Origin of the sequence: Paraburkholderia sp. USG1 (genome assembly GCF_031570135.1) — a bacterium.
Taxonomy (GTDB): Bacteria; Pseudomonadota; Gammaproteobacteria; order Burkholderiales; family Burkholderiaceae; genus Paraburkholderia; species Paraburkholderia dioscoreae.
Window position 1 is genome coordinate 242,124 of record NZ_JAMWXW010000005.1, and the last position, 13,279, is coordinate 255,402.

Below are 13,279 nucleotides of genomic sequence, written 5' to 3' on the forward strand. Positions count from 1 at the left end.
AGCAACGCTAACGGAAAATCTCGGCGATGAGGTTGGCGACGGTCCGGATTCGCTCGCTGTCGCGCAGAGCCGGATGCAACACCATCCACACGTCCTGATCCAGCGCCTTGATATGTTTCTCCACGCAGACGAGGTCGCTCGTCGTGTCGCCAGCCAACTGGGCAAGGACACCGAGCCCGGAGCCACCCAGAACGCCGTCGAATACGCCCATGCCATAGCTGCTGCGAAGCGAAGGCGCCGGAGCGCCCGGCAGCGCTTTCAGCCATTGTGTGGCCGGATGGTCAGGCTGCCGGTCGTCATAGCCGACGAACGAAAGCTTGTCCCATTCCTTCTTCATGATCGCCGCCCTGTGGCGAAGATAATAATCGCGCGAGCCGAATAGCCCGAAGCGAATCCGCCCGATCCGCCGAACATACAGATCGCCCTCTTCCGGGCACTCGGACCAGAGGGCGATGTCCGCCTCGCGCCGCGCAAGGCTGTAGGGGCGGCGCGAAGTCAGCACTTCGATTGCGAGGCCGGGCAGCCTGTCCTGAAACGAGCCGAGCAGCTTCAGCAGAATGTACGACGGCCATTCGACGGCGTTGATCCGCACCGTGCCGTGCGCGGCCGAGCCGCCGTTCACGTCCGCGGCGCGTTCAATCTGGTGAGCCAGGTTTTCCATCTGCTCCGCCCAGGCCAGCACCCGCGCGCCGAACGCGGTCACGGTGCAACCCGACGGCACCCGGTCGATCAGCGGTTCGCCGAGCCGTCTTTCCAGCTCGGTAAGGCGGCGCGACAGGGTCGGCGCGCTCAGGTCGCACGCCGCCGCGGCCGATCGCATCGTTCCCTCACGGGCGATGGCCACCAGAATCCGAAGGTCGTCCCAGTCGACGTGTTCCATTTTTGAAACGATAGGTTTTGAAATTTGGCATAGCATAACGCAGTTCGCGGGGATAGGATTGGATCTGGCCATACCTGCCCGGCATCACGCGAGAAGACCCGCAAGATCCGGCGAGGCGTGGCAAGTGCGGCGTTCCTGCCCATCACACGACTCAACGGCTCTCAGTAGACCGAACGAGCGATACGGAGACAACAATGATTCGCCATTTCCAACCGGCGCGGCGTCGCGCCATCGCAGCCGGCGCGGCCTTCCTCGCCGTGTCGATTTTGCCGATGCCCGCGGCATTCGCCCAGGCTGCCCATAAACCGAAAGTCGCGCTTGTCATGAAGTCGCTGGCGAACGAATTTTTCCTGACCATGGAAACGGGCGCCAAGGATTATCAGAAGCAGAATCCGGCGAAATTCGACCTGGTGACGAACGGCATCAAGGACGAGACGGACACCGCGAACCAGATCCGCATTGTCGAGCAGATGATCGTCTCGAAGGTCGATGCTCTGGTGATCGCGCCGGCCGACTCCAAGGCACTGGTGCCGGTTCTGAAGAAAGCGGTCGATGCCGGCATCATCGTGGTCAATATCGACAACAAGCTGGACGACGAGGTTCTCAAGTCGAAAGCGCTGAATATCCCGTTCGTCGGGCCGGATAACGCGAAGGGCGCTCAGAAGGTCGGCGATTACCTGGCCAAACACCTGAAGTCGGGCGACAACGTCGGCATTATCGAAGGTGTCACGACCACGACCAACGCGCAGCAACGCACCGCCGGCTTCAGGCAGGCCATGCAGTCGGGCGGCATGAAGGTCGTCGCGCTGCAATCGGGCGAGTGGGAAATCGACAAGGGCAATGCCGTGGCCAGCCAGATCCTCAACGCGAACCCGGACGTCAAGGCCTTGCTGTGCGGCAACGACAACATGGCGATCGGCGCCGTATCGGCGGTACGCGCGGCGGGCAAGCAGGGCAAGGTGCAGGTGGTGGGCTACGACGACATCAACGCGATCAAGCCCATGCTCGCCGACGGCCGCGTGCTCGCCACCGCGAATCAATATGCCGCGAAGCAGGCGGTGTTCGGCATCGACACGGCTTTGAAGGCGCTCTCCGAACACAAGAAGCAGTCTGAATTGTCCGGCGTCGTTGAAACACCGGTCGATCTGGTCACCAAGTGAGATTGGTGCAACGCGTGGCCCGCTTCGTCCAGGGGCCACGCGCCTGATTTACGTCCAGCCTGATCATTCTGATGTCCACTCCCATTCCGTCCCTTGCTGACGCACCGCCCGTGCTGTGTGTTCACGGCATCGGCAAGACCTATGCCGAGCCCGTGCTCGCCGACGTATCGCTGGAACTGCGCGCGGGCGAGGTGCTGGCGTTGACCGGCGAAAACGGCGCGGGCAAGAGCACCCTGTCCAAGATCGTCGGCGGCCTCGTCACGCCCACTGCCGGTTCGATGAACCTGGGCGGCGCGGCCTACGCGCCTGCCAGCCGCAAGGACGCCGAGGCGCTCGGCGTGCGCATGGTCATGCAGGAACTGAACCTTCTGCCGACTCTCTCGGTGGCGGAGAACCTCTTTCTGAACCGTTTGCCGCGCAACCTGGTCGGCTGGATCGACCGCGCGAGGCTGCGCGAGAACGCGCGGCACGCCATGGCGCAGGTCGGTCTCGACGCAATCGATCCCGACACGCTGGTGGGTACGCTGGGTATCGGGCATCAACAGATGGTCGAGATCGCGCGGAATCTGATCGGCGACTGCCGCGTACTGATTCTCGACGAGCCCACCGCGATGCTGACCGCCCGCGAAGTCGATCTGCTGTTCGAGCAGGTCGAGCGGCTCAAGGCGCGCGGTGTGGCGCTGGTGTACATCTCACACCGGCTGGAAGAATTGAAGCGTATCGCGCGGCGCGCCGCCGTGTTGCGCGACGGCCGGCTCGTGCACGTCGACGAGATGGCCAATCTCTCGACCGACCGTCTCGTGACCCTGATGGTAGGGCGCGATATCGGCGACAGGATCGACCTCGGCGAGCGGCGCATCGGCGAGGTGGCGTTCAAGGTCAGCGGCATGACGCGCGAGCCGGTGGTGCGCGACGTGTCCTTCGAAGTCAGGGCCGGCGAGATTTTCGGCATCAGCGGGCTGATCGGCGCCGGCCGCACGGAACTGATGCGGCTCATTTACGGCGCGGACCGCGCTGACGCCGGCAGCGTCTCGCTCGGGCGTGAAGGTGGCACACCTGAACCGGTGGCGATTGCCTCGCCGTCGGACGCCGTGAAGCACGGTATCGCGCTGATCACGGAAGATCGCAAAGGCGAGGGGCTTCTGCTGACCCAGCCCATTGCCGCCAACATTTCGCTGGGGCACTTGCGCGCGGTGTCGAGCAAGGGTGTGGTGGATGGGCGTCGCGAGGCGGCGCTGGCACGTCAGCAGATCGACGCCATGCGCATCCGCAGCGCGGGGCCGGCACAGCCGGTGTCGGAACTGTCGGGCGGCAACCAGCAGAAAGTGGTGATCGGCCGGTGGCTTGCACGCGATTGCACAGTGCTGCTGTTCGATGAACCGACGCGCGGCATCGACGTCGGTGCGAAGTTCGATATCTATGCATTGATGGGCGCGCTGGCTCGCGAAGGCCGTGCTCTCGTGGTCGTATCGAGCGATCTGCGCGAATTGATGGCGATTTGCGACCGGATCGGGGTGATGTCGGCGGGACGGATGGCGGGCCTGTTCGAGCGCGGCAACTGGACCCAGGACGCGCTGCTGGCGGCAGCATTCGCGGGTTACGCGAAGCGCGATGACCTGCTGCACGAACCGATCGAACCCGACGCCAAAGCGCCCGCCGAAAGCAAATTAGTGGAGTATTGAGCATGACCGTAGAAACCAGCCTGCCTACGCTGCAGAACGAGCCACCGAAAAACGCGAAGCCGCTCGGCACGCGTCTCGGATTGTCGAATTACCTCGGACTGCTCGGTGCGCTTCTTGGAATGATCGTGCTGTTCTCGCTGCTGAGTTCGCACTTCCTGACCTACGACACGTTCAGCACGATCGCGAACCAGATTCCCGATCTCGTCGTGATGTCGATCGGCATGACCTTCGTGCTGATCATTGCCGGCATCGATCTGTCGGTCGGCTCGGTGCTGGCGCTTGGCGCCGCGCTGACGAGCGTCGCGGCCTTGCAGTGGCATTGGCCGGCGTTGCCCGCAGCCTTGCTCGGCATGGCGGGCGCGACCTTGACCGGTTGCGTGACCGGTGCGATCACCGTGGCCTGGCGGATTCCGTCGTTCATCGTGTCGCTCGGCGTGCTGGAGGCGGCGCGTGGTCTCGCGTATCAACTGACCAACTCGCGCACGGCTTATATCGGCGACGCGTTTGATTTTCTCTCCAATCCCGTTGCGTTCGGCATCTCGCCGGCGTTCATCATCGCCATTGTGGTGATGGTCGCCGCGCAGTTCGTGCTGACGCGCACGGTTTTCGGCCGCTATCTGGTCGGCATTGGCACGAATGAGGAAGCGGTACGCCTTGCAGGCGTCAATCCGCGGCTCTACAAGATCGCGGTATTCGCGATGATGGGTCTGCTGGCCGGCCTTGCTTCGCTGTTCCAGATTTCCCGGCTCGAAGCCGCGGACCCGAATGCCGGACAGGGTATCGAATTGCAGGTGATCGCGGCGGTGGTGATCGGCGGAACGAGTTTGATGGGCGGGCGCGGTTCGGTGACGAGCACTTTTTTTGGCGTGTTGATCATTTCGGTGCTCGCCGCAGGGCTCGCGCAGATCGGCGCGACGGAGCCGACCAAGCGCATTATCACGGGAGCCGTCATTGTCGTGGCCGTCGTGTTGGATACTTATCGAAGCCGGCGTCGCACCGGATAATTGGATTGGTGGTGTGAAGGGGTGGTGACAGGAGAAAATGAAAGTGTCGAAAGAAACGAAGCAGGGCCGGGTTCTGGTAGTGGGTAGCATCAATACGGATCTTGTGGCCCGCGCGCCGCATCTGCCGCGCCCTGGCGAAACGATTGGCGGACATGAGTTCTCGCAGGTTGCAGGGGGCAAGGGCGCGAACCAGGCTGTCGCGGCCGCGCGCATCGGTGCGCAGGTGGCCATGATCGGCTGCGTCGGGAGCGACGCGAATGGCGCGCAGCGGGTCAAGGATCTGGAAGTGGAAGGTATCGACTGCAGCGGGGTCGAGGTCCATCCCACCCAACCGACCGGCGTCGCTATGGTGACGGTCTCTGACGACGGACAGAATACGATCGTCGTGGTCGCGGGTAGCAACGGCGAACTCACGCCGCAGAGCGTGGCTCGCCATGAGGCGGCCATCAAGGCGTGCGACGTCGTGGTATGTCAACTCGAAACACCATGGGATTCCGTTCACGCGACGCTCGCGCTCGCCCGTCGGCTGGGCAAGATCACCGTGCTGAACCCGGCGCCGGCAACCGGGCCGCTGCCCGCGGAGTGGCTGCCGCTTGTCGACTACCTCGTGCCGAATGAAGTCGAGGCCGCCATTCTGACCGGCCTGCCGGTCGAATCGCAAAGCGGTGCTCGGCGCGCGGCGACGGAGTTGCAACAAGGCGGCGCGCGCAATGTGATCGTCACACTTGGTGCGCAAGGGGCTTATCTTCTGGTGGAGGGCGGCGAGGGCAGACATTTTCCCGCGCCGCAAGTGCAAGCCGTCGACACCACGGCAGCCGGCGACACTTTTATCGGTGTCTTTGCCGCGCAACTCGCCTCACGGCAGCCGCTGGAAGGCGCGATCAATCTCGCGCAACGCGCGGCGGCGGTTTCCGTGACGCGCGCCGGCGCGCAGCCTTCGATACCGACTCGCGCGGAAGTCGACAACGCCACCTGATGCGGATGCCCGTTGTGACATGAGGCGGTCCGTATTGCCACTTCCGGTGGCTCGACGTTGATTTATCGGCACCATCTCGCGATGGTGTTCCTTTGTCAATCACGCTCTCGAATGGACGAAACATGAAATCACAACGTGTAGGCATACTGATTGTATCGTTGGGGCTGGCTTCGTGCGGAGGCGGCATATCGACCTCCGATCCTCTCGCCAATGCGCCGAAGGTCATCATTGATTCAGACTTCAATACGATGGGCGACGACGGCCAGCTTTTCGCCATGACCACCCAGTTGATGGGGCAAGGCAAGGTCAATCTGCTCGGGCTCACGGTCGTTACCGGCAACGACTGGCTGCTTCAGGAAGAATCGGATGCGCTCAAGGCGGTGGAGCGCATGGGCGTGCAGAACGTGGTAGGCGTGTACGGCGGCGCGGATTATCCGTTGCAATACGATGTGGCGAGCATTCGTGCGCAGCAGGCCGCTAATCCGCAAGGCTATTTTGGTGCGTGGAGCAGGCCCGAGCCAACGCAGCAGTCCCAACTCGTGGCGCCGCCGGATGGTTTCGCCGTGTCGACGAAACTGCAGACGCAGATCGCTGCGGATTTCATGATCCAGACCATCAAGCGTTATCCGAACCAGGTCACCATTCTCGAAGTGGGGCCGCCCACCAACCTCGCCACGGCGATCATGAAGGCGCCGGAGATTGTGCCGCTGATCAAGCGGATCGTCTACATGGGCGGCGCGATGGCCGTGCCGGGCAATGCGAATGCCGTCGGGGAACTTAACTGGTGGTTTGATCCGCTTGCGGTGCGCACGGTGTTGCAGACGTCGATTCCCCAGGCCGTGATTCCGCTCGACGTGACGGATACAGTGCCGCTGACTCAAAGCGTATATGACCAGATCGTCAATAACCCCGGTAAGCAGACGGCGGTGACGAAGGCGTACGGGATTGCCAATGCGGGCGCATTCGCGAGCAATACGGATTTGTTCGACACGTTGACGATCGCGTACTTTCTTGATCCTACATACGCTACGCAGACTAAAAGTGCGTACCTGGATATCGACACTACGAGCGGCGAAGATCAGGGGCATGTGACGGTGTATCCCGATCAGCGGGCGGCGGGAGCTTCGCCGCAGAAGATCGCTTATGTTACGCAGTTCGATAACGGCAGGTTTTTTAGCCTCTATGTCGATCTGCTGACGCGGCCTGTGCCGATTATGTTGCCGTGATGTAGTGCCGTTGCTGGCGGTGAGTGTGATGCGTCACCTCGATTCCTTAAATGCGATCGCTAATGGTGCAGAACCAGCCGCAACTGAATAGTCGTTATCCGCCACCTGTCCGCGATTCGAACTACGGGATCGCGTTCGAGTGACAATGGCGGCGAATTGCTAGCTATCGGCTGATATGCCCAGCGCGGGCTTTGCCAGGGTGGACGGCGATAGGTGGCAGAATCTTAGTGATCCAGATGAAAATGTGGAAGATGAAAGTCGCGATTGTCTTTATTCATACTTAATCTTCGCGCTGAATTAACAGGTAATTGCTTCGCTTCGTGTTTACCCGATGAAAATTAAACTAACGTAAACATTGAGGATTTTCTAGACTGCTTTCTGTCGTTTCGTTCCACTGACATTCCAGGCTGGGAAATGGCGACGCAGAATGGAAAACAAGAACGGGGAAACGAAAAGCGCGAGGAATTCGGCTGGAGGCTTTTGCTCGGGCGCGCAGCTTTATCCGTGCTGTTGGGCCTTCTGTTTGCTCTCGTGGTGCCAACTCGCTTTACCGAAGAAATGGGCGCGCAAACAATGGCGCGCTACGCGGCGCCATTCTCTGGCTACTGGTTCGACGTTGGCAGCGAGCACGAACGCGACCTCGAAATCGGGCGTGAAAGCAAGAAGGCGAGCGAGCATCCGCGCACGGTGTGGAATGACAAGGACATCACCGTGCTCGTAATCGATCGCGAAGCTCTTAAGGAAGGCTGGCCTGCACATTACCCGTTTTACGCCTGGCTCCTTGGCGTCCTGAGCGAGCATCCACCGGCGCGCGTATTTGTCGACGTGATTCTTTCGCAGCCTAAAGGCCCGGGTTTCGACGACTTCAAGCGGTCGCTCGCAGATCTGATATCAAAGAAAACAAGCGTATATCTGGCTGCCCGCAGGACGGAAGACAACAGGCTTGCCACCAACGACGACCTTGACGAGGATCAGGAACTGAAGGCCGTGAAGCGCGTGGGCATTGAGTTTTCTGCCCATGCGGTGGACCGCCTCGCGTGGACTTATCCGCTCGTCTATGCAAAGGAAGAACACAACGGCGAGCAAATAGCGGGTGTCGACCGGATTACGAACAAGGATGTGAAGTGGCGCAACCCGTCGCAAGGCAATTGCCCACTGAGTGCAGCGTTCGCGATTTACGAAGATGCGTACGGCAGGGGCGAACTTGAGGCGCGGTGCGATGAGCCTCGATTCATGTCGGTTACCTGGCCGCTCGATACGGCTGAGGACGGTTTGCGATGGCTCGATTCCGACGACGAAGAGAGCGAGGCGCGCCGTGCGTTTTTGCTACGAGTGGACACGGGCGATCACGATGAGCAGATGTATTGCACTTCGAGCGATAGCAAGGTCAGTCTTCTGTGGCGCGCCGAGTGGCGCGCATTTTTACGTCCGACCAGCCGGCCGCTCTGTGTGCACTATCGCACTATCCACGCAAGTCAAATCGAAGAGATGTCCGGTGGCGAACGGGTCGCTGCGTTTCAGGATCGAATCGTGATGATCGGCACGTCGTTTGATTATTCCAACGACTTTGTCCTCTCGCCGCTGAACGACCGCATTCCGGGTGTGTTTCTGCATGCCGCCGCACTCGACAACCTTTTTAGTCATCGCGGTGGGCTGAATGACATCGAGGCGTGGGAGCCTCATTTCGACATGCCCGCTGTCAGGTGGGGCAAGCTTTTGTTCTTGAGTGTGATCGGCTTTGTTGCGATTTTCCTCATTGCAGGCGCCAAGAAATGGGTTCGGCAGGAATTTGCGCGCTTTTATCACGAGCGCCGGCATTGGAAAAGGCGCTTTTCCTTGCACTGGTGGTGTGCAAAGGCACTCACAGCCATTTTCAATATCGCGTTGTTCCTTATGAGCGGATTTGTACTCGTGGCATTTGGCGTGGGGATGATCGTGTTCGGTACGCACTTGCATATGCCGTTCCTTCTGGTTGCACATGTCCTCGCCTGCACTATCGCAGTCGAATGGCTCGAGTGGAGCGAACACCTGTTTAATTGGCTCACCGATAGCAAGGAGGATTGATCATGCAGCAGGTTCGAGATACCCGGCAGCGGCTCAAACACGCTTTCCTGACAGCAGCGGTGGCCGTAGCGTTCACTGCAACGGCGGGCGGTACGGCCTCCGCTCAAACCCCGACCTATGTCGATGCGAAGAAACCAGGCGAAACAGTCAAGCTTTATAGCGCACCGGATAAAAAAAGCAGTGTGATCGACGCTCCGACTTTGCCGCTTCTCGTACAGGGGGCTTCCCAACACGACTTCTATCCGGTGAAGGTGGACGGCAAGCCGTATTGGGCGGACGGCCTGGAGGTGAAGGTTGTTCGCAGCGCGCAGGCGCGCTGCAGCCAGTCCGCCGGTATTCAGGCAGCCGGCACGCTCGGCGCTGCCGCCAACCGGTGCCAATGATCATGCATACCGGACGCCGATACTTCTGCAGCGCATGCGCAGGCCTTCTCCTCGGCGCATGCGCGGACGTCAAACTGCCGGGTAGCCTGTCGAACCTGAACATCGGTGGCGGTTCACCGAAAGGCGCCCCGACGCTCGACACAGTCGGTTCTATTCCACCGCCGCCTGCTCGCGACTGGCCCGACATCAGGCTCGATTTGATGAACGCGCGCGCCGACGGCTGGGGTCTCGTGCCGATGCCCGAGATGGAGGCCTATCTGAACGGGCTGCTCGCGACGATCAAGAAAACCGCCGGCACACCGAACTATCCGGGCTCCGTGCATATCATCTCCGAGAACGGACTCAACGCGAATTCGAGTCCGGGCGGCAATATCTTTGTCTCGGTCGGCTGGTTGCAGTCGGCTGAATCGGAAGACGAGATATTTGCGATCCTCTCCCACGAGTTCGGTCATATCTACCTCAACCATCACGCGATTTTCGACGCGCGCACGGCGGGCGATACGTCGCTTGCCGTCGTGTCGCTCGCCTGGACGGTGACGAACAAGTCGCCAACGTCCAACACGTGGACTGGCGTGGACAATATCGCAGTGGTGCAGACGCTCGGCACACGGGTGCTGTTTCCCGCCTGGCAGCGCAGCGTCGAGGAACAGGCCGACCGGTTCGGCGCGACGATCAGCCTTCGTTGCGGCTACTCCTACGTCGACGGTTTCAAAGCCTTCTTCGAACGCGTCATTGCATACGATCAGGACGCCAAAACTCGGCGTCAGAAGCTTCGTGAGAAGCAGCTTCAGGCGGGACGGGAGAAGGCCGGTCAACAGGCCGCGGCGCAGGCGCGCGCCCAGCCGGTCGCGCCGGCGGTCGGCGGCGGCGCGGCGCAAACGGTGAACCAGCTCACCAGTATCGGCGAGCTGCGCGACGCCGTCGCACAGTACACGTCCGTGCGTGCGGGTGCGCAGGCGAGCGTCGCGGAGAATCTCTTCGACGCGCGCGCGGTGATCGACGATCAGATCTCGGCACAACTCGAAACCTTGCACGATGACCACGGCGATCCAGCCGCCCGCGAAGATAACCTGACCGAGCTCGTGCGCCCCATGCTCGGAGACAAGCGTCCCGATCCGCGAATCGAGCCGTGGAACGCCGCCCGAAAGCGCGGCTCCACTGCACTTATTCTGGCGCACTACAGGGCCATATCCGACTTGCAGGATCTGCAAGCGGCAGGTAATTACCCGCAGGCATTGCAAGTGGCGTCCACGGTCGCATCGGGTCCGACAGCGGACCATGCCTATCCCGTGTTTCTGCTGTCCAACCTGATGACGCTATCGCGTTTGGCGCCGCCCGATACGCAGACGCAGGTGCTGCGGCGCAATCTGAGTTCGCGCGACCGCTCATGGGCGGTGCAGACCAATCTTTCCAACCGCATAGGACAGAAAGACCCGAAGCAAGGTGAAGCGTTTTTGCTGCAGCAATTCGAGTACTTCGGAAGGACATCGGTGACCTGGCCTGGTGTCATTTCCTGGTATCGCGAGCATGGCGATGTCAACCGCGCGAAGCAACTGGCTCTCTCGTGCACGGCGGAACATCCTGAAATGCGCGCTGCGTGCGTCGCCGCTTCGCAGACGCCCGCGCAAAAGAAGAGCGACGATCAGGCAGGCGGGTTCAGCAAGGCGGTCGACAAAATGTTCGATCAGGCGAAGGGGCTGTTGCCGAAGTGAATGTCGGAGCGCATCGATCGTCTTTCAGGCGGACAGGCACGCCACGGGGCCGACGGCGTTAGCGAGTCGGATTCAGGGTGCGTCGTTGCCTTGCCGCTGTGTGCGCCGTCGGTCGGGTTTATATCGCTACCGCTACCGCGGGGACGTGGCCGAAATGATCTCGACATGCTCGATCGCGGCATCCACGAGCTCTTCCGCGCTTTGTATGCCTTCGGCTGATGCGGCGAGGCCATTCAGGCGTCCGTCGATCAACAGCAGCGCAAGCCCATGAACGTAGGCCCAGCCCGCGGTCATGGCAATGGCCTGGGCGGCGGTGATCTGGCCGAACGCGGAGTCGTCGCGCCCTGCAGGTTCGGACGGCAGCTCGAACACGCCGGCCAGGGCGCGCGCTGATACTTGCCGCGCCTGCACGAGGGCCGGGCGCGCGTGGTCGAGCATTTCATTGCGCGACATGAGGTAAAACAAGTCCGGGTTGGCGACCGCGAAGCTCACATAGCCACGGGCGATGGCTTTGCGCCGCGCCTGACCCGGTTCGGTGCCTTCGGCTCTCTCCGTCATGGCGGCCGCCAGCCGCCGATGCCCGCTCGCGGCTAGTTCGCTCAGAACGCCGGCGGTGTCGCCGAAATGGTGCTGCGGCGCGGTATGCGACACGCCAGCCTCGCGCGCAATAGCGCGCAGCGTCAGACCGCGAATGCCGTCGCGTCGTAGCACCAGTTCCGCGGCTTCAAGTAGCGCATGGGGCAGGCCGCCGTGATGATAGGGCTTGTCGCGTGCCGTGCGGTCGGCTTGGGTGGTGGCTTTTTGCGGCGCGGACATTTTTCGGTGTAGCGGTGCTTCTTTCATGACGGCGGATCGCAATCCATATTTTTACAGTGAAAAGATATCTTGGCCGAGCTGCCCGGCGAAGTCAAAGTTTTTCCAATGGGGACGTGAAGGACATTCATGCAGGCCGCACCCATTGCGGGGGCGGCGGGTAACCTGGATAGTCGCGGGAAAAACTGTCACCTGAGACTGAGCCGCGCGACACGTCGCAATGGATGCAGAAATTTGCCGCTTCTATACTTGTGCTGATATCGGTCAGGGAGTCAATATGCGGCGCGTAATCGTTCGGCGGTCTTCAGTTCATGGCAAAGGCGTGTTCGCAATACGTCGGCTCGCTGCGGGAGAGCGTGTGCTCGAGTACAAGGGCGAAATCACGGCGTGGCGCGATGCCGTTCGCCGGCACCGGCGTGAGGGTGTCGAGGGGCATACGTTCCTTTTCGGTCTTTCGGACGGACGCGTCATTGATGGCAGCCGGGGCGGCAACAGCGCACGTTGGCTCAACCACGCATGCGCGCCCAACTGTGAAACCGTTGAAGACGGCGATCGCATTTTCATTCACACACTCCGGCCGGTCGACGCAGGAGAAGAACTGTTCATTGAATATTTGCTGGCCATTGACGACCCGTCGGATGAAGAGATTCGAGCCCAGTATGTGTGCAGGTGCGCCGCGGCGGGCTGTCGTCAGTCGATGCTGGCGGACGCGGCGTGAGCCGATGCGCGCGAAATTCTTGATCGTATCGCCCAGCGTGCGGCGCATACTGGACTCAGTTGCACAGCAGCCGGCTCATTGCGGTTCGAGCGAATACAGGGCGGCAATACGGGAAATTGCCGAGCGCAGCGTGGCCATTTCGATTTCCGCGTTGCACATGGCCCGTTGGCATGCCTCGCGGTGTGTCTGTATGTGCGATAGCAGCGAACGCGTTTGCCGGTCGCATCTATTAATTTCAGCGCGTGTACCGAGCGTCACTGTGACAGCCTTGCGGATGTCCTTCGAAAGAAGAGCCAGGCAATCCCTGGCATGTGTCAGTAACTCGACAAGCTCGCTGGTCGCGAAGATCAGTTGCGGAATGTGAAGCGGCCAACTCGACTCGAGAATAGACGACACGTCGTTCAGCAGATCGCCGGTTTCCGCATGTGCCGATTCTGTTTGCGACGACAGTGATTTCACGAGGCCATGCAAGTGTTGCAGCGCGTCGGCCTGTTCGTCGAGTAACGAGAGATCCGCGATTAAAGCGCTGCGCAGTTCGTTCAGCTCGCGTTTCCTTTCCGGAATCCAGTGCGATTCATGATGCATGATGTATCCACCCTCCGCGATGGTGCCGGTCGCCATGACCATGCTTATGCAAGATAACGGCAGTTCGTTCGCTTAC

The 13,279-nt window shown here is 61.1% G+C and carries 12 protein-coding genes; 9 read left to right on the forward strand and 3 right to left on the reverse strand.

Features of this window, described 5'->3' with window-relative positions:
• Positions 1-7: 7 nt before the first annotated feature.
• On the reverse strand, positions 8-880 hold the full coding sequence (locus NE850_RS09165; protein ID WP_007178156.1) for a LysR family transcriptional regulator: 873 nt from the start codon (positions 878-880) through the stop codon (positions 8-10).
• Positions 881-1,074: 194 nt separating this feature from the next.
• Here NE850_RS09165 and NE850_RS09170 point away from each other — a divergent pair, with 194 nt between their 5' ends.
• The 8 genes from NE850_RS09170 to NE850_RS09205 all read left to right on the forward strand — a co-directional run bounded on the left by NE850_RS09170 (position 1,075) and on the right by NE850_RS09205 (position 11,087).
• Positions 1,075-2,040 carry a sugar ABC transporter substrate-binding protein gene (locus NE850_RS09170; protein WP_007178155.1) on the forward strand — a complete coding sequence of 322 codons (966 nt, stop codon included), beginning with the start codon at positions 1,075-1,077 and terminating at the stop codon, positions 2,038-2,040.
• Positions 2,041-2,111: 71 nt separating this feature from the next.
• On the forward strand, positions 2,112-3,722 hold the full coding sequence (locus NE850_RS09175; protein ID WP_007178154.1) for a sugar ABC transporter ATP-binding protein: 1,611 nt from the start codon (positions 2,112-2,114) through the stop codon (positions 3,720-3,722).
• 2 nt (positions 3,723-3,724) lie between these two features.
• Positions 3,725-4,726 carry an ABC transporter permease gene (locus tag NE850_RS09180; protein ID WP_007178153.1) on the forward strand — a complete coding sequence of 334 codons (1,002 nt, stop codon included), beginning with the start codon at positions 3,725-3,727 and terminating at the stop codon, positions 4,724-4,726.
• Between the two features lie 37 nt (positions 4,727-4,763).
• Positions 4,764-5,702, forward strand: coding sequence for a ribokinase (rbsK, locus tag NE850_RS09185; protein WP_310698655.1), 939 nt, complete (start codon positions 4,764-4,766; stop codon positions 5,700-5,702).
• A gap of 122 nt (positions 5,703-5,824) precedes the next feature.
• Complete coding sequence (locus tag NE850_RS09190; protein WP_310698656.1) at positions 5,825-6,928, forward strand: nucleoside hydrolase; 1,104 nt, start codon at positions 5,825-5,827, stop codon at positions 6,926-6,928.
• A 414-nt stretch (positions 6,929-7,342) separates the two neighbouring features.
• On the forward strand, positions 7,343-8,992 hold the full coding sequence (locus NE850_RS09195) for a CHASE2 domain-containing protein (RefSeq protein ID WP_310698657.1): 1,650 nt from the start codon (positions 7,343-7,345) through the stop codon (positions 8,990-8,992).
• Positions 8,993-8,994: 2 nt separating this feature from the next.
• Positions 8,995-9,375: a hypothetical protein gene (locus NE850_RS09200; RefSeq protein ID WP_007178149.1), complete on the forward strand. Its 381-nt coding sequence runs from the start codon at positions 8,995-8,997 to the stop codon at positions 9,373-9,375.
• Between the two features lie 2 nt (positions 9,376-9,377).
• Positions 9,378-11,087, forward strand: a complete 1,710-nt coding sequence (locus NE850_RS09205; protein WP_157187721.1) for a M48 family metallopeptidase — start codon at positions 9,378-9,380, stop codon at positions 11,085-11,087.
• A gap of 132 nt (positions 11,088-11,219) precedes the next feature.
• Here the strand turns inward: NE850_RS09205 and NE850_RS09210 are convergent, their stop codons facing one another.
• Entirely contained in the window at positions 11,220-11,930 is a 711-nt protein-coding gene (locus NE850_RS09210) for a TetR/AcrR family transcriptional regulator (protein ID WP_007178147.1), read from the reverse strand.
• A 247-nt stretch (positions 11,931-12,177) separates the two neighbouring features.
• On the opposite strand from NE850_RS09210, the gene NE850_RS09215 reads away from it, so the two are divergent.
• Positions 12,178-12,618 carry an SET domain-containing protein gene (locus tag NE850_RS09215; protein ID WP_007178146.1) on the forward strand — a complete coding sequence of 147 codons (441 nt, stop codon included), beginning with the start codon at positions 12,178-12,180 and terminating at the stop codon, positions 12,616-12,618.
• Positions 12,619-12,693: 75 nt separating this feature from the next.
• Here NE850_RS09215 and NE850_RS09220 read toward each other — a convergent pair whose 3' ends face one another.
• Complete coding sequence (locus tag NE850_RS09220) at positions 12,694-13,239, reverse strand: hypothetical protein (protein ID WP_007178145.1); 546 nt, start codon at positions 13,237-13,239, stop codon at positions 12,694-12,696.
• Positions 13,240-13,279 lie beyond the last annotated feature (40 nt).